Genomic DNA, 25,300 nt, shown 5'->3' with positions numbered 1-25,300 from the left:
GTTACAGCTTTTTATTAGACAGGCCCAGGTTGCCGGCCATACTGGCCAGTTGTGATAACAAGGAGCGGTCTTCCTCATCTGCACTGTTCTGCTGCATCTTCAGGATCAGACTGGATATGGTCAGGTTTTTAATATCGTTGGTAGAGATGTTATACTTACCAGCAAAGTCGCGGATACGTTCCAGCAAATCGCCTTTACCAGCGCTATCACCTATTAAAGCATTCTTAATCTGCGTAGCGTTTTCACTTTCATTAATCAGACGATCAAAGCCTTTGGCATTAGACACCTGGTTAACAATATTTTGAAAGAACATCGTTTCTCCACCTACAATATCAATTCTGGCAGAACGTAATGCTTCTGACAATACATCGGCCTGTGCATCGGCAATATCTTTCTGAATGTTGATCTGCGCCAGTGCAATGTCTTTATCCTTCTGCAGCAACAATTTGAATTCTTCGTGCGACTTGCCCACGGCATCCAGCTTTTTCATTGCCTCTGCTTTCTCTTCAATACCCACCGCTTCTGCCAGCGCTTTCTCTTTGGTTACCTCGGCCTGATTTAAGCCCTCTTTACGTTTAGCATCTGCTATTTTTTCAATCACCGATGCATCTGCTGTACCCTGTCTTTCGGTAGCTTCTGCCTTGGCAATCATTACCTCTGCTTCAGATAAACCAGAAGCTGCATCTTCCCGCGCCTTCGCTTCGGCCAGCACTTTACGTGCTTCTGCATCTTTCACCGCCGCTTCTTTCTTCGCTTCTGCATCAATCAGCAATTGCTTCGCTTTTTCTTCTGCTGCTTTCTTCTCTGCTTCTGCCTGCTTTACAGTAAAGATTAATTTTTCTTCTGCCTGGCGACTGGCCTGTGTAATACCCACCGTTTTTTCACGCTCTACCGCACGGAAGGCTTCCAGGTCTTTTACGCCCTGCTGTTCTTCTACCACACCTTTCTCCAAACGAACGCGCTCTTTAATCACATCCTGGATATTCTTACGCTCTACCTCTACGGTCTTCTCTTTCTCTATCTGGGCCAGTGTTACAATCTTTTCCCTTTCTGTAGCTTCCAGTGCACGATCCTTTTCTACACGTTCAGTTTCCACTGCATCAGTTCTTTGCTTGTTCTTCTCGGCAATAATAATCTGGCGCAGCTTGTTCTCTTCCTGTACAGCCAGCGATTCATCGGTTTTTATCTTAACCGTTTGAGCTTTCAAACGCTCTTCCTCCCGCACTTTCACAATCTCTGCATTTTCACGGGCGCGGATATTATCAATTTCACGCTTCTGCTTTTCTTCTTTCTCCGCCATCTGCCTGTCCAACTCTAATATGGCCTCGCGTGCTTCTACATCCTGCTTCTTAATCATCTTCTCCTCTTCCCGCCTGATGAGGTTGGCCTTGATATTCTGCTCAGCAGTTAACTCGGTAATCTTTTTAATACCCTGCGAGTCCAGGATATTCTGTGCACTGAGATATTTTATCTCCGTTTGCTCCAGGTAATCAATCGCACAGTCATCCAGGATATAACCATTTAAATCGGTACCAATAATGTCCAGAATTTCCGTTCTGAATTCCCGGCGCGCCTCGTACAATTCAATAAAATCAAATTTCTTACCCACTGTTTTCAGGGCTTCTGAAAACTTGGCTTCAAACAGATTGCGTAAAGTATCTGTATCAGAAGCTCTTTCTGTACCAATAATCTGGGCCACGTTTAACACATCATCAATGTTTTTGTTTACACGCACAAAAAAGGCCACTTTAATATCTGCGCGGATATTGTCTTTACAAATCAGACCTTCATTTTCCAAACGGTCAATCTGCAGTTTTTTTACAGAGATGTCCATGATCTCCATCTTATGCAAAATAGGTACCACGTACATACCCTTGTTAAAAGCCACTTTGCCGCCACCTACGCCGGTGCGCACAATTGCCTTGCCTTGTGGTATCTTTTTGTAAAATGTGGCGAATGCAAACAGGACAATAAATAGTAGAAAAACAATGCCTCCAAGAATCAGTAAAGAAATGCCGCCTAACGCTCCCATTGTGTTGTTGAGTTTAAGGTTTAATGAAAATAGTTGTGTGTGTGTGTGTAAGTAGCAATACGATATTGCTACACTATGTTGTTTAAAGTGATTTCAGGTATTACCAGGTAATATTTTTTATCCTCCGATTCACCTGCCAGCGTAACCTCTGCATTAAAAGCAATCGGTTCGCCTGTTTTGCTTTTAACCATCACGCGTATCAGGTCGCTTTTTACATACAACTCTGCCGCACCAATCGTGCTGCCCTGTATGGTAGAACGCATTTTAGCCGTGCGCCCCATTAAATCATATCCTTCTTCACCGTTATACCCCATCAGGTTGTACAGTTTTACCAGTGGCTTAGTGGCAAACCGGGTAAGGATAAACGCCACCACCAGCACCGGCAGTAATATAAAAACCGACTTCCACCCCCAGCTGGCCAAACCCAGCAATAAAGAGGAAACCAGCGTGATAATCCAGGCAATGAACTTAAAGGTAGAATACACTACCATAAAAGGCATTTTTCCCACGTTCACAAAATCCAGCAGGTCATGAAAAAACGATCCGCCATCCGGCTCATGCACATCTGTATCCGTATCGGTATCCAGGTCGGCCCCATGCGTATGTAAATCGGCCTCCACATCATGATCGCCAAAAAGACCATGGGCCATAAACGTAAACACCCAATACACTGCTGTTATGCCGGTGAGCACCGTCATAATAGCGTTACTTAAGGGATGAAACAGCAGTTCTACCAATTCAGACATAGTTTAGGATGGGTTGTCATTAATACCAAGCTTTTCTTTAATCGCTTTCAGATCCTTTTCAATAGAAAAAGAATCGTCCTTCAAGATATTATTTAATTCGCTTTGCAAACTGTTTTTACTGTGTGCAATTTCGCCATAGGCCATAGATAAGGCTTCCTGGTCTTCCACTTTGGCCCGCATGCGTTCCAGCATAGCAATAGTACCATTGGTATCCAGCTGCGCCAGTTGCTTGTTCACCTGCTGGGTAGCCGTGCTCACTTTTACGCGCATTTTTAAGGTGCGCAGCTCTTTCTCCCATTTTTCCAGGTTCTCTTTCAGCACCTCGGTGTTGCGCAGCATTTCCTGCGAGGAGTTTTGCAACGCCAACACCTGCACGCCCAGCTCTTCCGACTCGGCATAATATTTACGTCTGAGCGAAAGCGCCTCGCGGGCCAGTTGCTCGGCTTTTACAATATCTACCTGCCCCGTCTGGGCTTTTTGCATCACCAGCACTGCTTTTTCGGCATAGCCCAGCGATTCTTTTTCGCACGCTGCCTGCTCGTTTTCGGTACGTATGGCCAATGCACGCACACTGGCATAAGCCTCTGTGGCATCCGCCAGGTCTTTCCGCAATTCACGCAACCCCTGCTCCGTCATTTTAATGGGGTCTTCCATTTTTTCCACTGCGGCATGTATCTCAGCCTGGCCAATTCTGAAAAGTCTTTTGAAAATATTCATAGCTGAACCGGGTTTACAATTTTGAAAAATCAATGATGTGCTGCGCATATTCGCTCAGCAACAGTCCCAATGAATTAATAGCCCCTTCAAACTCGTTAAAATCAATGTTCTCCAGCTGCATGGTATAGCGGAACAACACCTTATTCCCCTCTTCGTTGATTACAAAGGCGCCATGTATGGTGTCCCTGTTTTTTTGCAGCAGCTTTTTAAACATCTCCATATGGTCTGCCTTAAAAGAAAACAGGAACTGCTCCATAATCAATATAGGCGGGGCAATGCCCAGTATTAAATTATGAATGCCATCTGCCTGGTTATCAATTTTCAGTATCCCGTTCTGCTCATCCTTATACACAATTTTACACTGCAGCCGGGACGCAAACGCTTCTATGGTATCAATAAAATTCTGCTGCATTACTTTTTATTCTCTTAACAAACGTACAAAACAGCTGCAATAATTGCAAAAATAAATAGCAACTCAGATAAAAATAATTGCAGTTATATTTGCAGTGATGACCAAGATAGGAGCCAATATTAAAAAGGTGCGTACTACAAAAGGCTTAAGCCAGCAGGCTTTTGCTGACTTATTTGAGTTAACGCGCGGCAACATTTCTTCTTACGAGGAAAACAGGGCCGAACCGCGCATAGAAACCGTCATCCGAATTGCCAATTATTTTTGCATTCCGCTGGATCATTTTATCACTGGCAATATCACCATCAACGAAATTCTGAAGTTTAATGGCGACAAGCTCATTGAAGAGAAAAACCACATTATTAAACTACAGTTACGCGAGGTTCCTTTTATCAACGACAATATTTACCTGAAATGCAGCCACCAGGAACTGGCTTTTAATGACTGGGGCGCTTTTCCCCGGCTGGTGCTGCCCGAACCCCACAACAGCAACCTCGTTGCTCTTACTTTTAACAACAATATCCCGCATCATTCCTCCCTGCCCCACTACCAGATGAATGATGTATTGGTTTTTGAAGAAGTGACCCAGCAAAACGTACACTTGTGCCAGCACAAAACCGGCCTGTACACCGGGGAAAAAGAAATGATACTGGGCCGCTACGAAATACAACAAACACAGATTGACCTGGTGCTGAACGACTTTAAAGCCCTGCGCTTTCAGTTTAAGCACCCTATGACTTTCTGGAAGCTGTTTGCGGTATATCAACATACGTTGTAATAATAAAGCCCTGAACAACGTTGCGGCTTTGCAGCTTCCCGGAAACCAATGCCAAAAAGCCTACGGCTGTATTGCATTTAAAAACCCGAAAACAACCGTATATACCTAATTTGCAGGATACAACACGATCACATGCACCTGCACTTTATTATACATGAGCTATTTGAAGCACCCGGCGCTTACGAAAACTGGGCTACCAAACACCACTATACCGTAACTTATTCCCGTGTGTATGCAGGTGATCCCCTTCCGGCTTCCATCCAACCTATAGACCTGCTTATTGTAATGGGAGGACCACAAAGCCCCCATACCACCCAGGCAGAATGCCCGCATTTTGATGCTGCTGCAGAAATGAACATCATACAGCAATATGTAGCAGCAGGTAAAGCAGTAATAGGCGTATGCCTTGGCGCTCAACTCATTGGAGAAGCATTGGGAGGAACAGTGGAGCATAGCCCCGAAAAAGAAATAGGTGTATTCCCGGTTAGCTTAACAGAAGCAGGAAAACAGAACAGCAAGTTTCAACACTTTCCCAGCACTTTTGCATCGGGTCACTGGCATAGTGATATGCCCGGTTTAACACCTGATAGTACTGTTATAGCTTATAGTGAAGGATGCCCCCGCCAGATAGTGGAATTCAGCAACCTGGTATATGGCCTGCAATGTCATATGGAATTTACACCGGAATTAGTGGAGTTGCTGATAACACATTCTGCCAATGACTTTACTACACCAGGCACTTATTCCTATGTGCAAAAGCCGGAGCAAATTCGCAACTCCCCCTATAATGAGATGAACCAATTATTATTCGGCTTCCTGGACCAATTAGTGCTGGAATATCAAAGTATTCATGAAAAATCGGGAGACGTTTAATTTACAGGAACACCCTGTTCCAGCTCTTCAATAATCCTTTTTTTCATAGCGGTATGAATATAATCGCGCACCTCGGCATAGGAAATGTCATACTTCCTATGCAGCTGCTGCATATGCTCCGGAAAAGGCTCCAGTATTTTATCGTAATAAGCATCCAGCAATTCCCGGTTGGGCAAGTCGTACTTTATCTTCAGCTGAAACCTTCTTAGTAAGGCCGTATCAATCATTTCATAGTGGTTAGTGGCAGCTATTAACAGGCAATCGGCCGGCATATAATCCATCTCCTGTATCAGGGAGTTCACCAGTCTGCGCATTTCGCCCACATCCTTATCATCATCGCTGCGTTGCTTACCTAACAGATCAAATTCATCCAGGAACAACACCGCTTTCAACCGGGCAGCCTGATCGAACAAGGCCTTTAAGTTTTTGGCAGTATCTCCAATGCGGGCCGACACCACATTACTCAGGTTCACAATCATGATCTGCTTTTTTAAAGCAGTGGCAATGCCTTTTGCCGTAGTGGTTTTACCACAACCCGTGTGGCCATGCAACAAAATTTTATTGTCAATGTGCAAGCCATACTTCTTCAACTCGTTCAGGTAGGTATGCTCCTTTAACACCTGCACTAAAGCTGCTTTATTTTCGGCACTAAAAAACAGATCTTCAAAAGCCACACTTACTTTCTCCTGGATAGTAAGCTCGTAAACGTTCATCAACATATTGCGATACACTCAATGGTACGGGGCAAAAATACTATAAGCGTTTAGCTTTTACGGATAAAACCTGATATGTTCAAACACGTAATTATTATGCTGTTTTAACCGGTCAATCAATTGCTTCAGCTCGCTCTCCTCCCATTTTTTCTGAAACATTTCATCGTGTATCAATAGCACAATATGCCCCGGTGTAAATGTTTTACCACTTTCCAACATAGTTACAAGAGACTTCTCTATAGCATCTACCGACTCCACAGGTGTACCATTGGAAGCGTGGTGCTGCCATTCCAGGTCCCAGCCATATAACTTATACCCATTTGCCGCCAGCAAATCAGCAGCGCTTTTTCCGCTAACGCCATCATCCCTCTTTCGTCCATTCACCCTCCACATATTTCTACCGGGCATCCTTACTATTTTATACCGCAAGCCCAGTAACTGTTCGTTTTTCTGAATATCAGCAAGCACCCCCTGCGGGTTGTTGTAAAACAGGGAATACTTATCATGTGCATGGGTAAAGCTGTGGTTATAGGCTTCTACAAAAGGGTTTTGTTCATACATTTTATAGTATTGCCCCAACTGTTTACTCTTTTCGGCATGCTCCCCCACAATAAACACGCTTACTTTTAATCTTTCAGCTAATATTACCGAATCAATATTCTCACTGCCATTTAATGGACCATCGTCAAATGTGAGATAGATATACTTCAGCGGCAACGCCTGTTTTACCGGCTGAGCCATCGCAAACCGTTTGGAGAAAGTAGCAACAGATATTACTATCAGCAATAACATCAAAACAGGCGGAGTTATCTTAGTGAGGACGGATTTCATTTTTACAGTTTTTTAGTATACCACTGAATTAACTAAACTGAATATACCTATTTTCAGGATAGGCTATTGCTCAAAACGCAGCACACGCGCATCTTTCATTAATTGAACCGCCAGTTGCCTGTGCCGCCGCTCATGCCCTTCTACATGCCATACCAGCCACAAACAATCTCCTTCCTTCGTTTGCTTGATCAGCTTAAAGCGTACCTGACCTGCGTGGATAATCCGCTCAAAATAATCCAGTGCCTCCGGGCTATAGCTGCATTTTAAAGAATAGGTTTTAGCCTGGTTCAATTTATCAATCAACGTTTCCCAGGAATGCAGTACAGCCAACACCGCCAATATCAGCAGGCTGGCAGCTCCCGCAGCCAGGTAATACCCGCCACCAATGCCCATACCCACAGCCGCTACCGACCAGATGGTGGCGGCAGTAGTAATACCCTGCACCCTGTTGTTGCTTTCTTTGAAAATAACACCTGCCCCCAGAAAGCCAATACCCGTAACAATATTGGCCGCTATCCTGTCAGGATTGCTAACCCCACCAATTCCCATAGACATGATGGTAAAAAAGCAGGAACCCATCGAAATCATAATCATGGTTCTAAACCCCGCCGACTTGCTGCGGTACTCTCTTTCCGCTCCCACTAAACCACCCCACAGGGCAGCCAGCAAAAAACGGAATACAATCTCGATATCCATATGGTAAGTTTGTTGGTACCAAATTAGAGCAAATTTGGAAACGAACCAGCTATCACTTTACCCCGGCAAAAAGCGCTAACAAATACTGCAGATTATCATCCGAATGCATTCCTGTCGTAGTCTCTAATATTTCCTCCGTGATAACCGCCATACGTTGCAACATCTTTGCCTCATACCCCGCTATGGCTTGCTGCATGGTATCGTGCTTCTCAACACAGAGCGACTCGTATAAATCCACCGTATCGGCAAGCGCCTGGTTAGCGCCTTCCCCACCATAAGCAGGCACCCTATGGGCTGCGTCCCCTATGATAGTAAGATTGGGAAGCGATGGCCAATGCTGATTCACAGGAAAATGATACCAGGGACGGGGAGCAATAGTAAGCGCATCAGAAGCAAAAAGCTCGCTCCATTCCGGACTCCAATCCGCAAACTCTTTTGCAAACCAGGCAGCTACAGCTTGTTTATCTGTTACATCCAAACCTGATTGTTCCAGCCAGTTCTCCGGCGCTTTCCATCCAATTAAAAAGAGTAGTGTACCATCGCCTTTGGTTATAAACTTCACGGTTTTACCACCACCTAACGCAAACAGGCTGCCACCGTTTACCAGCTGCCATAACCTTGGCGCATTCACAGCGGCGTTTTCAATGTATCCTTCCAGGTCTGTTACACCTGAATATACCGGAGGAATGGTTGTGATATACTTCCTCACTTTAGAATTAGCACCATCTGCGGCAATCACAAGGTCAGCATAGACACTGATACCATTTTCAAACTGTAAATTCCATCCTTCTCCGGAGGGAGCCATTTCAACAAACCTGGCATCCCAAACGATGCTCTCTTCAGGCAAGGCAGCTATCAGCATATCACGCAAGGGGCCACGATCTATCTCCGGGCGAAAAAGCGGATCACCAAAGGTTCTATTCTCCTCCTCACCACTCAGTAACACCTGCATCTGGCTATCTACTATCACGGATTTGTCCGCACCGGGACGATACAGTTTCTTAAACTCCTCCATCAGGCCTGCTGCTTCCATCGCTTTCAAGCCTGTATCGTAATGCAAATCCAGTGTAGAACCTTGCTGGCGTACATAGCGGTTCACATCCCTTTCATATACTTTTACCTGCACACCCTGGCGTTGTAAAAGCCTGCCTAATGTTAATCCTGCCGGGCCACCACCAATGATGGCCACCTGTTTATTGACTAGTAACCTATTTATTGTATTCATTCTATGATTGCTTAGTGACACAAAATTCCATATACCTTTACGATTAAAATAGTCCTCCTTAGTCAAAAAACAGTCGTAAATGAAAATAACCGTTAAAGGACCGGGCATTATGCGGGATTTCGCCAGGGCTATCGGCGCCACTATCCGCGGACGTTTTGTACATATCCCTAAAAACAAAGGCGCAGGTTATATGACAGGTTTTTCATGGGGAGACGACCTGCGTATGATGATCCGCTATTATCATCTGAAAGAAGATATATTCATTGAATGGACAAGAGAATACATAGAAGAGCAGGAATATATAGCCATACAGCTAAGCGGCATTTTTCCCTCACTCACACACCCTGACGAACCACTATCATCAGAGCAGTCCTACGTATTAATTTGCAGGCAAACCGTATCCTCCGTTATCAATATGCCTTCCCATACTATGTTTGGAAGTGTAACCATAGCTATCTCCCGCCAATACCTGAATCAACTCTTTGGACATATCCAGCACCCGGTAGTAGCCAGTGTTCTGGAAGCGAAGGATAACTTTATATTGGAAACAAGTCTCTCTTCAGCCATCATACACACAGCCGGTGAAATGCTGCACCCACCTGTGCCGGAAAGCCTCGAAAGCCATTTTTACAAACTGAAATGTGAAGAGCTGCTGTGCCATATTATAGCAATATTGATGCAACGTGAAGCGTTGCCTGTAAGTGCAATGCACATGCAAGACATCAAGGCCATTTACGCTATTAAATTGCATTTACAATCACACATGGACGAACCACCCCATATCGCCTCGCTGGCACAGGAAGCGGGTATGAGCGAACCCAAATTACGCAAGCTGTTCAGGCAAACTTTTGGTAAAGGTGTTTTTGAATATTACCAGGCTGGACGTATGCAGAAAGCCGCCCAGTTATTAAGAGAGCAAAGGCTTACGGTGTCTGAGGTGGGCTATCAGCTAGGCTTTACCAACCTTAGCCATTTTGCCAGGGTGTTTGAGCAACACTTTGGAGTGAAGCCGAAGAAATATTCAGCGGTCGTTTAATTAAAACAACCTGAAACTTCATCCAACAATGTTCAATGAAATTTCAGGTTGTATACTGAAGAATAAAACGTTACTATAATTTTTTAAGATTTCAGTGGCTACCAGCCACCACCTCCTCCGCCTCCGCCACCACCGCCGGAACTACCACCTCCACTGCTGCCACTGCTCCAGCTGCTGCTACCACTACTACTGCTGCCGCTGCTGCCACTGCTTCTTCCGGAATCAGGACTAGTACCCGCACTGGCGAGCGAGCGGTTAAGCGACCCCGGCAAAGTTCTGGAAAGGGCCGTATAAGGCTCCTGGCCAGTATACCAGTCAGGATTATACCCTGCTGCTGCCAGCACACCTTCAAACTTTTGCCCCCACTGACTTTCCAGATCCAGCGCTATAGCATACGGAAGTAATTGTTCAAACAACTCCGGCGTATGCTCCGGAGGGGTTACTATATTCAGCCTGCGTTCCTCCGCAGCTTCCAGGTACATCCGGAACCCAGCTATGGCCGCTTTCGCTTCAACCCCTTTTTCGGTATAAGCAGGTATCAATATCCAATAAAAGACATAAGCCACCATTACTATCAGCAGTAATGCCATAGAAACGATGCTGATACCTTTGAATAAAAAGAACAGGAATGCAGCACACATGACTATAAAAGGCAGGGAGAAAATAAGCAGGAAAATACCCTCCAGCTTGCCACCACCCCGCACCAGCAGGCGTATGCCAAAGAAGAACATAGCCAGAAATCCTGCACAGAACGGCAGCAGGAATAGCATGGGCAACATAACAGTCCATCCCTCTGTCAGCACCAGGTATGCTACCAGCCACACCAGCATGCGCCAGGTGCCCTGCCACCATGCTTTCCAGTTAGGGGTATAATACTCTTTTATATCCACTTGGTCTTTCAGCGACTGTTCAAAGTCTTTCCAGGCCTTGCTGAATTTATAGTGGTTACCATTGGTAGTCCGGATGCTTTTGCCGGAGCCACCCAGCAGCGGTGTGTATACCGCCTTTTCTTCTTTTGAAAGCACCTCCGTATCGGCAGATCCTTTTACTAATCTATATACATATTTATCCTCTTCATCTTCCTGGATACGGATGACTTTTTTCACTGCCATATGTATCACTGCAGCGGTATGGCCTTTCGCATCTATTTTTCTTTTGTACACATACCGCATCATAGCAGGCGACCAGCGGAATGGTGGAGTAAACATGGGTACCAACACCCGCTCCCGGGCATCGCGCCCCACCCTGTTCCACCGGGCGTAAAAAAAGTACAGCAGGTACAACATACCCACTATGCCCAGCACCAGGCCGCCTTCGTCCCGAAGCTGCTCCCAAAAGCCAGGTGGCGGCGGACGCTGTATTAATCCTTTTTGCCAGGCCACCGCAGCCGTTAAACCCTCCTGTGGCGCCAGCGCTTTATTACTGTAGAATACCGGCGTACCATCTGCATCCGGACGCATGGTACAGTCGCTTGCTTTAGAACCACTTTCACCAGTATAACAGGCACTCTGTTTCAGCACAGCGCCAGGTGGCATATGAAAGCGGGCAGCGGCCCCTTGTATTTCATAAGCCCATTCGTTACCGGTAATATTCCAGTACAGCTCATCATAGTTGTCAAAAAAACCTACATGCCCCCGGCTGGTATAAGTGATGGTATAGGTGTATTTACCCGGCTCCAGGTATACATCGCTGCTTCCGCAGTAGATAACGAAGTTGCCGTCTTTTTCTTTAGTATGATAACTTTCGGTTTCCCCGTCACGCAATACCTCTTTCACTTCAATGTCGATACGTTTTTTACGTCCCGACCGTTCGGCACGAAACAGGGGTATGCTACGAAAAATACCGCGCCGTATCTGATCCTGATTGGCATATACCCGTATGGTTTCGGTCACAGTAACCCAACCGGCGGTATCAATATTTATATCGGAATAAAAAAACAGGATCCGTTCAGCAGTATTCTCATTGGAAGTATCGCCATATACAGGTACTGCCGGAACAGCAAGCGGCACACGGCCAGATGCATCCACAACATCCGCAACAGAATCAGTTGCAACATCCTGGGCATGGGTAGTGGCGCTCACAAACAGCGCCAGAAAGAGTAAAAGTCTTTTCATGGGTATGGTTATCAGAATGAAACCCGCGGCGCATCGCGGTGGGCTACATTATCTATTTCAAAGAATACGCCCTTTTTAAAACCAGCGGAATTAGCAATAATATTGGAAGGAAAAGCCTCCACCAATACGTTGTTATCGCGTACGGTAGCATTATAATAACGCCGCGCCCGTTCCAGTTCGGTTTCCACGCCGGCAATATCGGCCTGTAACTGTTGAAAATTGGCGCTGGCCTTTAAATCGGGATAATTCTCTGCCACGGCAAACAAACTGCCAATAGCGCGGGTAACGGCTTGTTCTGCTACCTGCTTTTCTTCCACACTGCCGGTTTGCATGGCACGTGTGCGCAAAGCGGTTACCTCCTGCAATAGCTTGCTTTCATGGGCTGCATAACCTTTTACAGTTTCTACCAGGTTAGGTAACAGATCGTAGCGCTTTTTCAGTAGTACATCAATACCACTCCAACCCTCCTGCATATAGTTTCGGGCACGTACCAGGCGATTGTAGAGCGATATTACCCAAACGAGCAGTAATACCAGTACGCCTGCAATAATCCATGTTATATTTTCCATAGAGTGGGTTTCAGTTGTAAAATACTGATGTCAGCACGTGGCAAATATAGAGCCATTTTGCATATGACACTAGCAACTAAACCAATCCACACATTACCGCAGTAACCTGTTAAAGCAGGAAACAGGCCAAACTACTATGGAGCACCGCTGCTTTTCTGTATCCAATATAAAAAAGCGAAAACACCTGCAACTACTAATTCAATCAACAGCCACATCATTTGCTTTGCAAAGAACCCATCCAGCAAAGATCCAAACAACCTGGCCATAATGATACCAATCGTCAAGGCGAATAACATTGCCCATAGCGTTAATTTCCAATCAACCCATTGCTGATGGAAAACCAGGAAAATTCCCAACCCGATGAGAATGCCCCATTTAACTCTCTTCTCAATCATCTCATAACCGGTTAATTGTTCAGGAGAAGCACTTATCCACTCAGTCATATAAGTAAGGATGAAGCCACCAATGATAAGGATGATAGCTGAAAGCTTTAGCATACATGAAACTGTTGCATTAAATAATAACCAGAATAGTGTTTCAACTGAAGGAAGATCTGAATTCCAGTGGCGTTACATTCGTTTTATTCTTAAATAGCTTATTAAAGCTTTGCGAATGCTCAAAGCCCAGTTCATAGGCAATTTCACTAACTGAAAGATGAGTAGTGGTCAATCTTTCCTTTGCTTTTTCAATCAGCTTTTCGTGAATAAGCTGTTGCGTATTTTGTCCGGTTAAAACACGGGCCATATCACTTAAATACCGCTGAGATACCTTTAATTGTTCTGCCAAATCCTTCACTGCCGGTAAGCCATGGTGCATGGCTTTGTTTTCATCGAAATAATTATTAAGTAACTGATCTAACCGGCTTAATAAATCGCAGTTGACTGGTTTCCTGGTAATGAATTGCCGTTGATAAAAGCGATTGCAGTAGTTTAACAGTAAGTCAATTTGCGATAGAACAATCTCCTGAGTTACCATATCAATATGCGCACACTCCCGTTCCATTTTGCCAAACAGATCCAGCATATCCTGCTCTTCCTGCACAGAAAGATGCAATGCCTCGCTTATGGAATAATCAAAGTAGCCAAAGGTGAGTATCTTATGTGCTAATGGATGTTGCAATAAAAAATCGGGATGCAGTAACAATACATATCCACTCCCTATTTCTTTTTGCCGGTCATCTGCCAGCATCACATGCGACTGTAACTGCCTGGGCGCAGTAAAGCTCATCACGCCCTTGTCAAAATCATAATAGCTTTGACCATACTTACTTTTGGCCTGAACATTTCTTTTCAGAGAAATGGTGTAAAAATTCAAAAAGAAACCTTCCCAAACCACATTCTGCACCGGACGTATATCTTCTACATGCACCACGCTTACCAAAGGGTGTAGCGGATCGGGCAAAGACAACAATCTATGAAATTGTGATATGGAATTAATCGTTTGCATAGATGCTAATTTACGCCAAAAGATATGCTTTATAAAAAGGGATCAATTGTGCCAGCGCTTCGCTCATAGCAGCAGGCTGGTCGTATAAATCGTAATGACTGGCCCCTTTTACCACGTGTATTTTCTTGTTGACTGAGGCAGCTTTGTTAAACAATTCAAAACCATCCCGGTAAGAACCGAAAGCCCCTACTTTATCACCCACAATCACCATTAACGGCTGCGTCAGTAAAAACTCGGCCAGGTGAAAAGCGTCAAAAGTGATCAGATTGGCTAAACTCGTGAAGCGTAATTTATTACAGGAGGCAAGATGTTGTCCACGCGGCGTTCTGTAATAATCTATAGCACCCAGCATATCCAATTCATCCATACCGGCTTGCTTCGCATCCTCTACCGAAGCAGGAGTCCAGTTGGTAATCAAAGCATCCGCTCCGTTTGCTTCGGCTGTGCGCTGAGCAGATACAGTTTCCAGCGTTTGCAAAAATGCCCCCTCACGGAAAGCACGGCTGGCATTGGTACCCACTACCGTTCCTACAGCTTTAATACGTCGCTCAGTAAGCGCAGCATTAGCCGCATAGCCGCCACCGGCACAAATACCCAACACGCCAATGCGGTTATTGTCAACATAATCCAACGTTGTTAAATAATCTACTGCGCAACGGATATCTTCTACACGGGTAGCGGGATCTTCCAGGTAACGGGGGTTGCCTCCGCTTTCGCCCTGAAAGGATGCATCAAATGCGATGGCTACAAATCCTTCAAGGGCAAGTTTGGCAGCATATAATCCGGCGGTCTGCTCTTTAACGCTGCTGCCCGGATGCACACACACAATGGCTGCATATTTTTTTGAAGCATCAAAACCCTCTGGCAAATGAAGATTGGCAGCTACCTGCCAATCCCTATTGCTAAACGTTACTTTTTTCATAGTACCTTCTTTAAAAGTGGATGGTACAAAGTTAGAACCACAATATTCCATAGCTGTTGCCAATCTGGTAGTTCTTGTAGCCGATTTGGCTGAAATGAAAAGGCGCCTCATTTATTGGAGACGCCCTTTTTGGATTATGGATTTAAAAACGGGGAACAATTTTAGAGAAGCAATGCTTTCAGCTTTTGAGCCAATGCTTCTCCATGAAGATTTATAGCTACAATTTTACCATCCGGGTCAATCAGAAAATTCTGCGGTATGGCAGTGATACCATATTGTACAGCAGGGCTATCTTTCTGCTGCTTCAAATCCCACACATTCGTCCACACCAATCCATCATGTTCAACAGCCTTCAGCCAGGCTTCCCTGCCATTCTCTTTATCCAGTGAAACACCCAGCACCTCAAAGTTTTTACCCGAATAGGTTTTGTAAGCGGCCACCACTGCCGGGTTTTCCATGCGGCACGGCCCGCACCAGCTGGCCCAAAAGTCGAGTAATACATACTTTCCTCTGAAGGCGGAAAGTTGTACCTGTTTCCCTTTGGTATCCGGCAAACTAAAATCGGGGGCTATTTTACCAATAGTAACAGCATGCATTCTTTCGAACATCTTTTCGTAAAGCTGTGCAGAAGGCAGCGCTCTTATTTGCGGTGCCAGTTGATGATATAACTTTTCCAGCGAGTCGTTCATCACATAACCTGCGTAACGGCTAAAAGCAAGGAGGCCCACCGGGCTTGCCAGATGCGATTCCATAAAAGACCGGTAGCTCACCTCACGCTCTACATTGCTGATACTGTCCAGTTGCATTCGCAACCGTTTTGTTGTAGCGGTATCTGCTTTGCTGGCGCGGATAGCGGCCCAAACAGGATCAATGTTATTTTCCCGAAAAGCACGTATGCTGCTGACAAAACTGTTGTAATGCTGCACATAGGAAGAGCTGGTTGTACATTGCGCATTGCGCAATGAATCGATGGCGTTGATAGATGAAAGGCCGGGAGCCAGGTAAAACTGGAAAGTATTTTTATAAGTAAACTCAAACGGTTTTACGGTATCAGGCACCAGCTTCTTTACAGTTAGGGTAGCCAGCGCCGGCTCGTCCAGCATCCCTTTAAAAGAGAAGGCACCATTCACCATGTTAACGGAATCGGATATTCTTTTATTTCCCTGCGAATATTGCAGCACCACGGTTCCGGCTTCCGGAAAATGAATAACACGGCCTTCAATAGCAAAGTGCCCCGTTAACGTTTGTGAGCGGGCCTGAAATACGCCAACAATAACTATGAACAAAAAAAGCCTTCGCACAACGGATTTTTTCAGCTTTAGCATAAATCTATTATTTATAACCATCATTTTGAGTAAGGTTATGATTGTTGTTGATTTCAGTGAGAGGTATCGGATACAGCGCCGCATTACTGGTCCAGCTGGTTTTAACAGCACCCAAAACAGCATCTGCCCTTTTCGTTCTTTTCAGATCCAGCCAGCGATGCCCATATTCATTCATTAGCTCCAGCCTCCGCTCTTTTTCTATTAATAGTTTTACCTCTTCTGTTGTAGAAGCAGAAACGTTTCCCAGTCCCGCCCTTGCGCGAATCACATTAATATCGTCCAGCGCTCCGCTGATGTTATTGTTTCCATTCCGGGCCTCTGCACGAACCAGGTATTGTTCGCCCAGGCGCAGGAAAGTAACATACTCCGCAGCTGTAATGGTAGCAGAACCTCTCTGCTTGTATTTATAGGGATAGTAATAGGTATTGGCACCCACTTTTTGCACGCCCACCCAGTTAGCCAGCCGTTTATCGCCGGTTTCAAAGGCGTTAACAAAACTGGCGGGAATAGCATAATAAGGAATTGAATTATTCAACAGCTGAAAATAGTTACCCTCACTGGTATAACCGGGTGTACTGGACGGTACCAGCTGAAATATAGCCTCGGTATTGTTCTTTACAAAAAGACCTCCCAGGCTGGCGGCAGGCAATAAACCGTACAACGATGTGGCACTAAGCACCGAATCGGCATAGGCTTCTGCTGCTACCGTATTGCCATTGTATAAATATACCCGGGCCAGTAAGGCCATGGCCCCGTAAGCATTCACACGTGTGCGTTCACCACCGGCATACACATAATCCTTACGTAATAGATTTTTTGCCTCTAACAAATCCAAAATGATCTGATTATACACCGTTGCCACTTCACTACGACTCACCGTATTGTTTTTCATGGCATCGGTAGAAGTAATCAAGGGCACTTTTCCCCATAAATTGGTAAGATAAAAATGGCAGAAGGCTCTTAAAAATTTACATTCTCCTATTACATTATTCTTCAGGGAATCTGTGAGCACGCCTTTTGCACTGTTTTGCACGCCCTCTATAATACTGTTGGCCTGGTAAATGGTTTCATAGAAACCCGCCCATTGATTTAATACATTGAAGTCGTTTACCGACAGTGTATTGTATACAAAACCATCATAGTCCGTACCCGTAGGATACACCATCTCATCCGCACTCATAGCTGCACAGGCGGTGAGGCCGGTTTGCAAATCAAACGAGTTGCTAACCGCCAGCGTAGCATACATACCCGCAACAGCGCTTTTAAGTGTAGCATTGTTGGTATATACCACTCCGGAACTTAGCTGATTATTAGGCGCCGGCACATCTGTAAATTTTTTACAACTGAATAAGCAGCCTGCTGTAATAATAACAACAAAGCATTTTATAAAATATTTTATCACAATAGCGTTCATACCATCAATTTTTAGAATGAAAATTTAGCACCGGCAGTAATGGTTCTTAAAGGTGGCATAAAGCTGCTTCCGCTTTCCGGGTCAAATCCTTTATAGCCGCTTACCGTAAACAGGTTCTGCCCTCTCACATACACCTGTGCGGAGGCCATTTTCATTTTCGATAGCCACTTGCTGTTCAGGGTATAGGAAAGAGAAATATTTTTTAAGCGTGCATAAGCCGCATTGCTTAATACAGCATCAGACTGGAGGTATTTCACAAAGCTCAGGTAGGCCGATCCTTCGGCATAAGTGCCAGTTCTGGTAGCTATTTTTCCATTGGTTTCTTTAAACAGATCGTATACCCCACTGTACATATTTACTACATTGTAGCCAGGCACGCTGGCAGTAGCCATAATACCCTTCTTCATCACATGCCCTACAAACTGTACAAAAACATCCAGCTGAAAGCCTTTGTACGAAAAACTGTTATTCAATCCCCCGTAGTAGTCAGGGTTTGTTTTTCCCAGGTATACATAATCGCCCGATCCGCCGTTTTCTGCAGGATACCCCTCTGTATACAGATTGGTACCATTTTTATTGGCATCTACAAAAGCAGGCAACTGTGTGGTTTTATCAACGCCTGCATACTTAAACCCGTATAAAGCACTCATGGATCTTCCTATTACACGGGAATAGTAATAACTGGTGTTCTCAAAATTGTCAAAACGCGTAAGCTTACTATCTGCAAACGTGATATTGAAACTGGTAGTCCAGCTAAAATTCCTGCGCTGTATATTTTTAGTGGTAAGGGTAAACTCTGTTCCCTTTTGTTCAATAGTAGCAGGCAGGTTGGCTGTATAGGATGCGAAGCCGGTTACGGATGTAAGAGGGGCGCTTACCAATGGATTGGAAGTGATGTTCCTGAACCAGGCGCCGGATACCAGTACACGATCGTTGAAAAAGCCCAGATCCATCGCTATTTCCAGCTTCTTATTCACTTCCCATTTCAGGTTGGGGTTCGCTATTCTACTGGGTACAATTGCAGACACTCCATTGTAAGTATTGGAACTGGTAGAATAGGTATCCATATATTCATAGTTACCTATCTGATCATTACCGGTTGAACCATAGCTGGCCCTTAACTTCCCAAAGCTGATGGCACGCAGGTATTGCTTCATATATTTTTCATCAGAAAATACCCATGCCCCGCCCACAGAGGCAAAACTGCCATAGCGGTTGTTGATGCCAAAGCGTGAAGAAGCATCCCAGCGATAGTTTACATTCACAATGTATTTGCTTTGCCAGTTATAGTTAGCCCTGCCAAAGAATGACTGGTACTTGTAATCTGAATAAAACGTATACAGGGTGCGCGTACCGGCAGCCTGCGGATTGGTAAGCAAGGCATCGGAGGTATAGTTGGTGCCCACCATATAATAAGGCTGGTTATAAGTAGTACCCTGGAAGGTGGCACCGCCCAATACGTTTATCTTACCCTTTCCAATATTCCTGGTATAGTCTGCCTGCGGTTCAATATTCCATACCTCTGATATATTTTCCTGGAAATAGGCAGACGGCAGTGTAGTGGTAAACGGATTAATCCCCTTTGAGTATACATAGTTCTGCGCATTGGTGGTGATTTTATTATACGATGAGTTTAACCGGATATTTAAACCTGTAACAGGACTATATTTCAGGTTAACCGCACCTATCATATTACTGTTTTTGGCAGTATAGGTTTGATATTGATACTTCAACGGATTTTCGAAAGAGAAACTGCTGCTGTACCAATATAAGTTGCCGGTAGAATCGTATAAGGGAAAGTTAGGCGCAATGGTAAACATATAGGCTGCCATATCTGACGATTGAAATACCCGCCCGATATTGGCAGTTTTATCCCATACCAGTGAATTGGAAATAGTAGCTGTAAACTTCCTGTCCAGGCTGGTGTGTTCAATGCTAAAATGTACTGCCCCGCGCTGGTAATAATTATCACCAGGCAACACATTGGTTTCGCGGTGCCAGGTGCCACTTAATAAAAAATTAGTTTGCTGGTTACCGCCTGAAAAGCCTACAGAGGCATCTGTAACATGTGCAGTATTGCCAATGAGTAACTTCTGAAAATCGGTAGTTTGTTTATGCGTGGTATCCCACACCAGCAGGTCTGGCGCTAATGCAGTAGTAGGCGTTGCGTTGGAATTAGCAAAAGCAGCCCGTCGTATTTCCAGGTATTGTGAAAGGTTTAGCGGCTTTACCCGGTGTATATCGGCTATGCCGGTGATACCATGACTTATATTCACATCTACCCTGGTTTTGCCCGCCTTTCCTTTTTTAGTAGTAATAAGCACAACACCGTTTGAACCACGGCTTCCGTAAATGGCAGTGGCATCGGCATCCTTCAATACGCTGATGGTTTCAATATCGGCGGGGTTGATGGCATTTAAAGGACTGCTGCCATAGGCGGGCTTTAAATAGCCACTGGTATTGCCGCCGGCTGTGTTAATAGCCTCTGAAAGATAAGGCACTCCGTCTACTATATAAAGCGGGTTGGTTCCCGACAGCAAAGAGCCTACGCCCCTGATCTGTACAGATATAGCACCACCTGGCGCACCACTGGTTTCGGTAATCAACACCCCTGGTACACGGCCCGATAAGGCCTGAAGCGGGTTACTTACCGGCTGTTGCTCTATCTCTTTGGAAGAAACAGATGAAACGTTACCGGTACTTACTCTGCGCGAAGTAGTACCATAAGCGATGATTTGCACATCATCCAGTGGCGACACAGAAACTTTCAGCAGTATATTCAGCTTTTCGCCGGTTACTTTTACCAGCTGAGACTCATAGCCAACATAAGAAACAATCAATACATCACCGGAACGGGCTGCTATGGAAAATACGCCGTTCTCGTCAGTAGTAGCAGATGCATTGCCATTTTTCACTTTCACCGTAGCATCCCGTAATGGCTTTCCGTCCTGCGCGAGTATAACACCGGTAACCAAACCGGGTGCCGCCTGCAGCATATTTGCCAGCTGCTCTTCACTCACAGACGGTTGTTGCGCCGGTGCCGCCTGCTTACCCGCTTTCTGAACGCGGATAATATTTTCACGGATATTCCAGTCCAGCGACATATCACGCAGCAACGCATCCAGCACTTCTGCCACCTTCCTGTTTTTTACAGATATGCTTACTTTCCGGTTCTTTAACACACCTGTGTTTTCAAACATAATAACCACTTCTGCACTGTGTTCAATTGCCGCAAAAACTTCCTGGATAGGAGCATTACTAAAATCCAGTGAAATGCGTTTTTGCTCATACCCCTGTCCAAAACCAGGAGCAGCCTGCAACACCTGTGCAGTAAGTAATACAATTGTGAATAATAAAATGCCGGTTCTCATAATGAATGGAATGCACGGATGTGCAGCTGTTGATTGCATAAAGCTGCCAATACAAAAAATGCCTTTTTTTTGCATAAATTGCAGTAGTTTGAAATTGAAGAAATGAATGTTTCAAGCAGTACCCCCCGGAAGCTGTCCAGGCGAAGAGGGGTATTTTTATTCTCTTTACGGATCGTTGCAGATAGTCATATTTTGCCCAGTTAGTATTGCGTTTTGTATGTTTTACATCCCCTTACACTATAACAGACGACCCACCAGCAGTTTACCTCTAACCGGTTCCGTGCTTTTTTTAAAACTTTTTAGATTGCCCTTATCTTTGACCATACAATCCACTGCAAAATCACTTCTATACAGCTGTTAATTTCCTATAGTGCCTGATGAAAATGTAGACTATACTATTTTGCTGCAAAGGTTACAAGCGCACAACCTGCCTGCTTTTGAGCAGTTGTACAGGCATATGCGCAACAGACTATATATATACGCACTTTCTATTCTGAAAGATGAAGCAGCCGCACAGGATATTGTACAGGAGCTTTTTCTTACGATGTGGGAAGGAAGACAATTTGAGCATATTCATACCGGACTGGTGCCTTACCTGGTGAAAGCCGTTCGAAACAGAAGCCTGGATTATCTGAAAAAAGAACAGACCAGGGATAAAATACGCCATGAACTGGCTTTACTGGACAGTGGACAAATAACCTCGGCAGATAAACTGACTACCCTGGAGCTGAGAGCAGAGCTGGAGAACGCTGTTTCGCGGCTTCCCCCCATGCCTGCCAAAGTGTTTCAACTGCATTATATAGAAAAATTAAGCTATACAGAAATTGCTGACAAACTAAACATAAGTACCAGTACGGTGAGCAATCACATGGTAAAAGGACTAAAACTATTAAGAGCGTATTTAAAAAATAATTAGCCTGCGGGTAGTGACTTTACGTGACCAAACAGTCTTTAGATTATGATGGAACAACTCAACGAAGAAGAAATATTTCTTTTACTGGGCAAAGCCTCCGGAAGCCTGCTTCCCGGAGAAGAAGCATTGCTGGAAGAGTTGTTTCGTAATTCACCGGCAGCAACAACTGCCTACCAGCAGCTTTTAGAGAACCTGAAGGAGGCTGGCTCCGGGAAAGAAGGAACCATTCCCTTACCCCATTGGCGGGAGCTGACCACAGAAATAACCAATAATGCCCACCCAACAACCACAACAGTGAAGAAGCTGTTCTCCTGGAAATGGGCAGCAGCTGCTGCCAGTATCCTTGTTATAGCAGCTGGCGTATTCCTGTACAGCCATTATAGCAACCGCAAATCATCCATTGCACAGGGTGCCGCTCCGGCCATTGAGCTGCAACTGGCAGATGGCAGTGTTATTAACCTGAGCCGGCAGCAGGGCACTATTGAAACCGGCAGCATAGCATTGAATAACCGGAATAAAACACTTGCTTATGCTGCAAAAGGCAATGCGGCAGCAGGTACTAACCGGTTAACTGTTCCGGTTGGACTGGATTACAAAATCACACTTTCCGACGGCACAGAAATATGGCTGAACTCCGCAACAAGCCTTCAGTTCCCGGCTGTTTTTACCGGCAACACACGAGAGATAACCGTAGATGGGGAGGCATATCTGAACGTAGCCCCCAACGCACAATCGCCTTTCCTGGTTCACTTACCCGGCAGCACTGTGCGGGTAATGGGCACAGCATTCAACATCAATTCATACGATAGCGGCATTACAAAAATTGCATTGGTAAACGGCGCAGTGCAAGTTCAGTCGGGTACTGCATTAAAAGTATTGTCGCCTGGCAAACAGGCTACCTGTAGCGGTGGACAGGAAATTACAGAAACTGCTTTTGATGAAAGAACCGTATTAGGCTGGCGCAAAGGTTTGTTCTACTTTAATAATGCCCCCCTTTCTGAAATAAGTAAAGTATTGCCGCGCTGGTTTAATATTACCGTGGTGATAGATGATCGCTCCCTGTTAAACAGGAGATTTACCGGGGTAATTAACAGGAACCACCCCATCCATCTCTTCCTGGAAGATCTCAAAGTTATTTCAGGCATTCATGGCAGTGTGGATGCCAATGGCCGTCTTCATTTTCAATAGAAGTGTTAAACACGCCGCGTCGTTTCAGCCCAAAACACATCCATCTTAATTCCTGCCTGCCAGGGAATCGAATAATTGTTTTTTTGATGCTTCATCCAAGCGGGCAGAATCCTGCAGGAAACCCTCATTTTTCCAATGTAAAGCCTGCTTATCATTGGCTATAAAAGAAAGCCTATTCGTTTTCCTGTTTATTTCCAGCTTTTGCCCGGCAGTCACTTCTTTTACCTCATGGGCTGTAATATATACTTTCACTTTTCCTTCCAGTACTGCAACAGTAGCTACGGCCTCATTAGGGTAAGCTTTAATACTGAAACGGCCACCCTGTGCCACAAAATTGATATTTCCGGCACGTATGTGAAACAATTGTCCCGCTACTTCATTCACTTCAAAATAAGCTTCCCCCTTTAGGTCAAGCAGTCTTCGGGCAACGCCCTGGAAAGAAACAGGGTACTTTAAAGTGGACGCCGCATTCATCCACACCTGCGAACCATCGGCCATAGTAAGCTGAAATCTGCCACCAGCCGGAGTGCCCACAATGCTAAAGCCACCTTGCTTTTCAATTTTGGCCAGTAGCTCTTTTTCCTGCTGCACCTGTTGTGTAAAGCTATCAGCTGCAGGCGGAATATTCCAAAGACTATCTGCTACAGCACTGCCCGAGATAGCAGGCGTATCATTTCCTTTTTTTACCAAAGCACCTGCCTCTGCCGGATGTTTTACTTCATTGCCCGGAAACAGATAACCCGAAGCTACCATCAGCAATCCTATTACCGCTGTAGCCGACCATAGCCCGGCGCGCATATTACCATAGGAAGGGTTAAACGGTACGGCTGGCCGGGGTATGTTATGCGCTTTTTCCACTACAGCAGCAGTAAACGATGGTATATCCATCTGGTGCAGCTGTTTTAACTGCCCCGTTACAAACTGCCTGTCACGCAATTGTATATACAATTGCTCATTGGCTGCCGATTGTTGCCGCCACTGGCTCAGCATCTTATCTTCACTAACTGTAAGCAGCTCTCCCTGTTCCAGTTTGTAAATCAACCGGGCTAATTCCCTCCCCTGGTTTATATAGTTGTAATTCTCTTCCAATTGGAATATTTATTATTTTTTGTACTGTATCCAGTAAAGCATCATTAACAGAACAACAGTATGTCGCTTCAATATCTCTTTCAGTTTTTTAAAAAGCTCCCCCTTCCTGTTTTTTACAGTCTGATAAGGAATGTTACAAGCCTTCGCAATCTCTTCAGGGCCTAATCCTTTTTCAAAACTTAAATAAAAAATTTCCTTTGTCTTTTCCGGCAGCTTATCTACCACACTATATATCATACCTAAATATTCTGCCATTACCATATGCCGCATCACTTCCTCTTCTCCTACCTCATCCCAAACATCCTCTACCTGCTTTTCCTGCTGTCTGCGGCGTTTTTTGTTATAATTAATGCAGGCATTGCGCACCGACACATACAAATACTTCCTGATGCTATGCAACGATAAAAAGCTGCCTTCATGCTCCCAGAACCTGATATATACATCCTGGAGAATATCCATAGCCATAAAAGGTTCGTGCAGCACTTTACAGGCAAAGCCAAGCAAGCCGGGTGTAAACAATTCCGTAATCGCCACCAGCACATCCGGATTACCATCCGCAAGTCCACGTAAAATTGCCTGTTCATCAAAATGTTCATTAACTCCCTGCACAAATACTACTTTATATGTCAGGTAATATACTTCATTCATACAAAGTAGCCAAAGCCTGCTACAAAGAAGTCGCCCCCTCTGCAACACGCTATATCAGCCGTTCTTCCACAGCTTTCTTCACCATGCAAACCGTGTTTTTGGCTAACAGCTTTTTACGGATATTGATTCTATGGTTTTCTACTGTTCTTTTGCTCAGGTACAATTCACAGGCAATTTGAACAGAAGTAAGTCCGCTTGCCACCAACTTTAATACTTCCCGCTCTCTTGAAGAAAGCTTTCTCACA

At 44.9% G+C, this 25,300-nt stretch carries 24 protein-coding genes; 5 read left to right on the top strand and 19 right to left on the bottom strand.

Features of this window, described 5'->3' with window-relative positions; genetic code table 11:
* Position 1 precedes the first annotated feature (1 nt).
* The 4 genes from FLA_RS04805 to FLA_RS04790 all read right to left on the bottom strand — a co-directional run bounded on the left by FLA_RS04805 (position 2) and on the right by FLA_RS04790 (position 3,907).
* Positions 2-2,032 carry a flotillin family protein gene (locus tag FLA_RS04805; RefSeq protein ID WP_076382359.1) on the bottom strand — a complete coding sequence of 677 codons (2,031 nt, stop codon included), beginning with the start codon at positions 2,030-2,032 and terminating at the stop codon, positions 2-4.
* A gap of 68 nt (positions 2,033-2,100) precedes the next feature.
* Positions 2,101-2,778: an OB-fold-containig protein gene (locus FLA_RS04800; protein WP_076382360.1), complete on the bottom strand. Its 678-nt coding sequence runs from the start codon at positions 2,776-2,778 to the stop codon at positions 2,101-2,103.
* A gap of 3 nt (positions 2,779-2,781) precedes the next feature.
* The gene (locus FLA_RS04795; protein WP_076382361.1) at positions 2,782-3,495 is read right to left on the bottom strand and encodes a PspA/IM30 family protein; all 714 of its coding nucleotides are present in this window, start codon (positions 3,493-3,495) and stop codon (positions 2,782-2,784) included.
* A gap of 13 nt (positions 3,496-3,508) precedes the next feature.
* Positions 3,509-3,907 carry a YbjN domain-containing protein gene (locus tag FLA_RS04790; protein ID WP_076382362.1) on the bottom strand — a complete coding sequence of 133 codons (399 nt, stop codon included), beginning with the start codon at positions 3,905-3,907 and terminating at the stop codon, positions 3,509-3,511.
* Positions 3,908-4,004: 97 nt separating this feature from the next.
* On the opposite strand from FLA_RS04790, the gene FLA_RS04785 reads away from it, so the two are divergent.
* Together FLA_RS04785 and FLA_RS04780 are read left to right on the top strand one after the other, a co-directional pair.
* Positions 4,005-4,682: a helix-turn-helix domain-containing protein gene (locus FLA_RS04785; protein ID WP_076382363.1), complete on the top strand. Its 678-nt coding sequence runs from the start codon at positions 4,005-4,007 to the stop codon at positions 4,680-4,682.
* Between the two features lie 132 nt (positions 4,683-4,814).
* On the top strand, positions 4,815-5,555 hold the full coding sequence (locus FLA_RS04780; protein ID WP_076382364.1) for a type 1 glutamine amidotransferase: 741 nt from the start codon (positions 4,815-4,817) through the stop codon (positions 5,553-5,555).
* Here FLA_RS04780 and FLA_RS04775 read toward each other — a convergent pair.
* The 4 genes from FLA_RS04775 to FLA_RS04760 all read right to left on the bottom strand — a co-directional run bounded on the left by FLA_RS04775 (position 5,552) and on the right by FLA_RS04760 (position 9,020).
* Positions 5,552-6,268: an AAA family ATPase gene (locus FLA_RS04775; protein ID WP_076382365.1), complete on the bottom strand. Its 717-nt coding sequence runs from the start codon at positions 6,266-6,268 to the stop codon at positions 5,552-5,554. The two genes, FLA_RS04780 and FLA_RS04775, sit on opposite strands and share 4 nt — an antisense overlap.
* A 57-nt stretch (positions 6,269-6,325) precedes the next feature.
* Positions 6,326-7,099, bottom strand: a complete 774-nt coding sequence (locus tag FLA_RS04770; RefSeq protein WP_084206523.1) for a polysaccharide deacetylase family protein — start codon at positions 7,097-7,099, stop codon at positions 6,326-6,328.
* Positions 7,100-7,162: 63 nt separating this feature from the next.
* Positions 7,163-7,795 (bottom strand): MgtC/SapB family protein, encoded by a 633-nt coding sequence (locus FLA_RS04765; RefSeq protein WP_076382367.1) that lies wholly within the window; start codon positions 7,793-7,795, stop codon positions 7,163-7,165.
* 52 nt (positions 7,796-7,847) lie between these two features.
* Positions 7,848-9,020: an FAD-dependent oxidoreductase gene (locus tag FLA_RS04760; protein WP_076382368.1), complete on the bottom strand. Its 1,173-nt coding sequence runs from the start codon at positions 9,018-9,020 to the stop codon at positions 7,848-7,850.
* A gap of 79 nt (positions 9,021-9,099) precedes the next feature.
* On the opposite strand from FLA_RS04760, the gene FLA_RS04755 reads away from it, so the two are divergent.
* The gene (locus FLA_RS04755; RefSeq protein WP_076382369.1) at positions 9,100-10,056 is read left to right on the top strand and encodes a helix-turn-helix transcriptional regulator; all 957 of its coding nucleotides are present in this window, start codon (positions 9,100-9,102) and stop codon (positions 10,054-10,056) included.
* A 98-nt stretch (positions 10,057-10,154) separates the two neighbouring features.
* Here FLA_RS04755 and FLA_RS04750 read toward each other — a convergent pair whose 3' ends face one another.
* The 8 genes from FLA_RS04750 to FLA_RS04715 form a co-directional block, all read right to left on the bottom strand.
* Positions 10,155-12,170 (bottom strand): DUF2207 domain-containing protein, encoded by a 2,016-nt coding sequence (locus tag FLA_RS04750; protein WP_076382370.1) that lies wholly within the window; start codon positions 12,168-12,170, stop codon positions 10,155-10,157.
* A gap of 11 nt (positions 12,171-12,181) precedes the next feature.
* Positions 12,182-12,739 carry a LemA family protein gene (locus FLA_RS04745; RefSeq protein ID WP_076382371.1) on the bottom strand — a complete coding sequence of 186 codons (558 nt, stop codon included), beginning with the start codon at positions 12,737-12,739 and terminating at the stop codon, positions 12,182-12,184.
* 134 nt (positions 12,740-12,873) lie between these two features.
* Complete coding sequence (locus tag FLA_RS04740; RefSeq protein ID WP_076382372.1) at positions 12,874-13,236, bottom strand: hypothetical protein; 363 nt, start codon at positions 13,234-13,236, stop codon at positions 12,874-12,876.
* A 40-nt stretch (positions 13,237-13,276) separates the two neighbouring features.
* Complete coding sequence (locus FLA_RS04735; RefSeq protein WP_076382373.1) at positions 13,277-14,185, bottom strand: helix-turn-helix domain-containing protein; 909 nt, start codon at positions 14,183-14,185, stop codon at positions 13,277-13,279.
* Positions 14,186-14,195: 10 nt separating this feature from the next.
* On the bottom strand, positions 14,196-15,107 hold the full coding sequence (locus FLA_RS04730) for an alpha/beta hydrolase (RefSeq protein WP_076382447.1): 912 nt from the start codon (positions 15,105-15,107) through the stop codon (positions 14,196-14,198).
* 161 nt (positions 15,108-15,268) lie between these two features.
* Positions 15,269-16,408 (bottom strand): TlpA disulfide reductase family protein, encoded by a 1,140-nt coding sequence (locus tag FLA_RS04725; RefSeq protein ID WP_159445194.1) that lies wholly within the window; start codon positions 16,406-16,408, stop codon positions 15,269-15,271.
* A 31-nt stretch (positions 16,409-16,439) separates the two neighbouring features.
* Positions 16,440-17,846 carry a RagB/SusD family nutrient uptake outer membrane protein gene (locus tag FLA_RS04720; RefSeq protein WP_084206525.1) on the bottom strand — a complete coding sequence of 469 codons (1,407 nt, stop codon included), beginning with the start codon at positions 17,844-17,846 and terminating at the stop codon, positions 16,440-16,442.
* An 11-nt stretch (positions 17,847-17,857) separates the two neighbouring features.
* Positions 17,858-21,217 (bottom strand): SusC/RagA family TonB-linked outer membrane protein, encoded by a 3,360-nt coding sequence (locus tag FLA_RS04715; RefSeq protein WP_159445195.1) that lies wholly within the window; start codon positions 21,215-21,217, stop codon positions 17,858-17,860.
* Between the two features lie 370 nt (positions 21,218-21,587).
* Between FLA_RS04715 and FLA_RS04710 the strand changes: the two genes are divergently transcribed.
* A complete protein-coding gene (locus tag FLA_RS04710; RefSeq protein WP_076382376.1) occupies positions 21,588-22,133 on the top strand; it encodes an RNA polymerase sigma-70 factor in 546 nt (181 codons plus the stop codon).
* A 42-nt stretch (positions 22,134-22,175) separates the two neighbouring features.
* Complete coding sequence (locus FLA_RS04705; protein ID WP_076382377.1) at positions 22,176-23,318, top strand: FecR family protein; 1,143 nt, start codon at positions 22,176-22,178, stop codon at positions 23,316-23,318.
* Between the two features lie 45 nt (positions 23,319-23,363).
* Here the strand turns inward: FLA_RS04705 and FLA_RS04700 are convergent, their stop codons facing one another.
* Genes FLA_RS04700 through FLA_RS04690 form a run of 3 tightly spaced genes read right to left on the bottom strand, consistent with a single transcriptional unit; the run spans position 23,364 to position 25,299 of the window.
* Positions 23,364-24,407, bottom strand: coding sequence for a FecR family protein (locus tag FLA_RS04700; protein WP_076382378.1), 1,044 nt, complete (start codon positions 24,405-24,407; stop codon positions 23,364-23,366).
* A 12-nt stretch (positions 24,408-24,419) separates the two neighbouring features.
* Entirely contained in the window at positions 24,420-25,055 is a 636-nt protein-coding gene (locus tag FLA_RS04695) for an RNA polymerase sigma factor (RefSeq protein WP_076382379.1), read from the bottom strand.
* A 49-nt stretch (positions 25,056-25,104) separates the two neighbouring features.
* Positions 25,105-25,299 (bottom strand): response regulator transcription factor, encoded by a 195-nt coding sequence (locus FLA_RS04690; RefSeq protein WP_159445196.1) that lies wholly within the window; start codon positions 25,297-25,299, stop codon positions 25,105-25,107.
* Between the last annotated feature and the right edge of the window lies 1 nt (position 25,300).

The sequence above is a fragment of the Filimonas lacunae genome, assembly GCF_002355595.1.
GTDB lineage: Bacteria > Bacteroidota > Bacteroidia > Chitinophagales > Chitinophagaceae > Filimonas > Filimonas lacunae.
Note: the sequence above shows the minus strand (reverse complement) of the source record. Positions and strands in the feature narration are given on the sequence as shown.

Coding starts and splice junctions, on each gene's coding strand:
- FLA_RS04805 (WP_076382359.1), bottom strand. CDS start 2,032: ATGGGAGCGTTAGGCGGCATTTCTTTACTGATTCTTGGAGGCATTGTT.
- FLA_RS04800 (WP_076382360.1), bottom strand. CDS start 2,778: ATGTCTGAATTGGTAGAACTGCTGTTTCATCCCTTAAGTAACGCTATT.
- FLA_RS04795 (WP_076382361.1), bottom strand. CDS start 3,495: ATGAATATTTTCAAAAGACTTTTCAGAATTGGCCAGGCTGAGATACAT.
- FLA_RS04790 (WP_076382362.1), bottom strand. CDS start 3,907: ATGCAGCAGAATTTTATTGATACCATAGAAGCGTTTGCGTCCCGGCTG.
- FLA_RS04785 (WP_076382363.1), top strand. CDS start 4,005: ATGACCAAGATAGGAGCCAATATTAAAAAGGTGCGTACTACAAAAGGC.
- FLA_RS04780 (WP_076382364.1), top strand. CDS start 4,815: ATGCACCTGCACTTTATTATACATGAGCTATTTGAAGCACCCGGCGCT.
- FLA_RS04775 (WP_076382365.1), bottom strand. CDS start 6,268: ATGAACGTTTACGAGCTTACTATCCAGGAGAAAGTAAGTGTGGCTTTT.
- FLA_RS04770 (WP_084206523.1), bottom strand. CDS start 7,099: ATGAAATCCGTCCTCACTAAGATAACTCCGCCTGTTTTGATGTTATTG.
- FLA_RS04765 (WP_076382367.1), bottom strand. CDS start 7,795: ATGGATATCGAGATTGTATTCCGTTTTTTGCTGGCTGCCCTGTGGGGT.
- FLA_RS04760 (WP_076382368.1), bottom strand. CDS start 9,020: ATGAATACAATAAATAGGTTACTAGTCAATAAACAGGTGGCCATCATT.
- FLA_RS04755 (WP_076382369.1), top strand. CDS start 9,100: ATGAAAATAACCGTTAAAGGACCGGGCATTATGCGGGATTTCGCCAGG.
- FLA_RS04750 (WP_076382370.1), bottom strand. CDS start 12,170: ATGAAAAGACTTTTACTCTTTCTGGCGCTGTTTGTGAGCGCCACTACC.
- FLA_RS04745 (WP_076382371.1), bottom strand. CDS start 12,739: ATGGAAAATATAACATGGATTATTGCAGGCGTACTGGTATTACTGCTC.
- FLA_RS04740 (WP_076382372.1), bottom strand. CDS start 13,236: ATGCTAAAGCTTTCAGCTATCATCCTTATCATTGGTGGCTTCATCCTT.
- FLA_RS04735 (WP_076382373.1), bottom strand. CDS start 14,185: ATGCAAACGATTAATTCCATATCACAATTTCATAGATTGTTGTCTTTG.
- FLA_RS04730 (WP_076382447.1), bottom strand. CDS start 15,107: ATGAAAAAAGTAACGTTTAGCAATAGGGATTGGCAGGTAGCTGCCAAT.
- FLA_RS04720 (WP_084206525.1), bottom strand. CDS start 17,846: ATGAACGCTATTGTGATAAAATATTTTATAAAATGCTTTGTTGTTATT.
- FLA_RS04715 (WP_159445195.1), bottom strand. CDS start 21,217: ATGAGAACCGGCATTTTATTATTCACAATTGTATTACTTACTGCACAG.
- FLA_RS04705 (WP_076382377.1), top strand. CDS start 22,176: ATGATGGAACAACTCAACGAAGAAGAAATATTTCTTTTACTGGGCAAA.
- FLA_RS04695 (WP_076382379.1), bottom strand. CDS start 25,055: ATGAATGAAGTATATTACCTGACATATAAAGTAGTATTTGTGCAGGGA.